The sequence below is a fragment of the Xenorhabdus santafensis genome (assembly GCF_033949405.1).
GTDB classification, from domain to species: Bacteria; Pseudomonadota; Gammaproteobacteria; order Enterobacterales; family Enterobacteriaceae; genus Xenorhabdus; species Xenorhabdus santafensis.
The window spans coordinates 1-309 of record NZ_VCDN01000385.1 but is presented as its reverse complement, the minus strand read 5'-3'; the positions used below and the strand labels follow the sequence as shown (position 1 = coordinate 309).

General features: G+C 33.3%; 1 protein-coding gene. It reads right to left on the bottom strand.

All coding sequences use genetic code 11. The features are described 5' to 3' along the window. Positions 1–309 (bottom strand): protein rep (locus tag FE392_RS22850; RefSeq protein WP_319931971.1); only part of this gene is annotated, 309 nt, incomplete at both ends.

Genomic DNA, 309 nt, shown 5'->3' with positions numbered 1-309 from the left:
GCATAATCTTTTAATAATCCACCATAAACAATTAATTGACGACCTTTTAAAGCTAAATAAAACACGTCGAACACATCTTGACTCACTGACATTTCATAATCTTTTGCCGAATACTTCGCAACCTCTGCAACCGCATTGCCTTCTCGTATCAACTCCACTTTTTTAATATGTACTTGTGTTATCTCTGGCATATTCGTTGCATCTTGCCACATTTCTAACCATTCTTTTTGAGGAATATAATATCGTTTATCAGTGAAATAAGATTTATTTACACAAAGCAAAACGTGGAAATGAGGATTATATGTATCA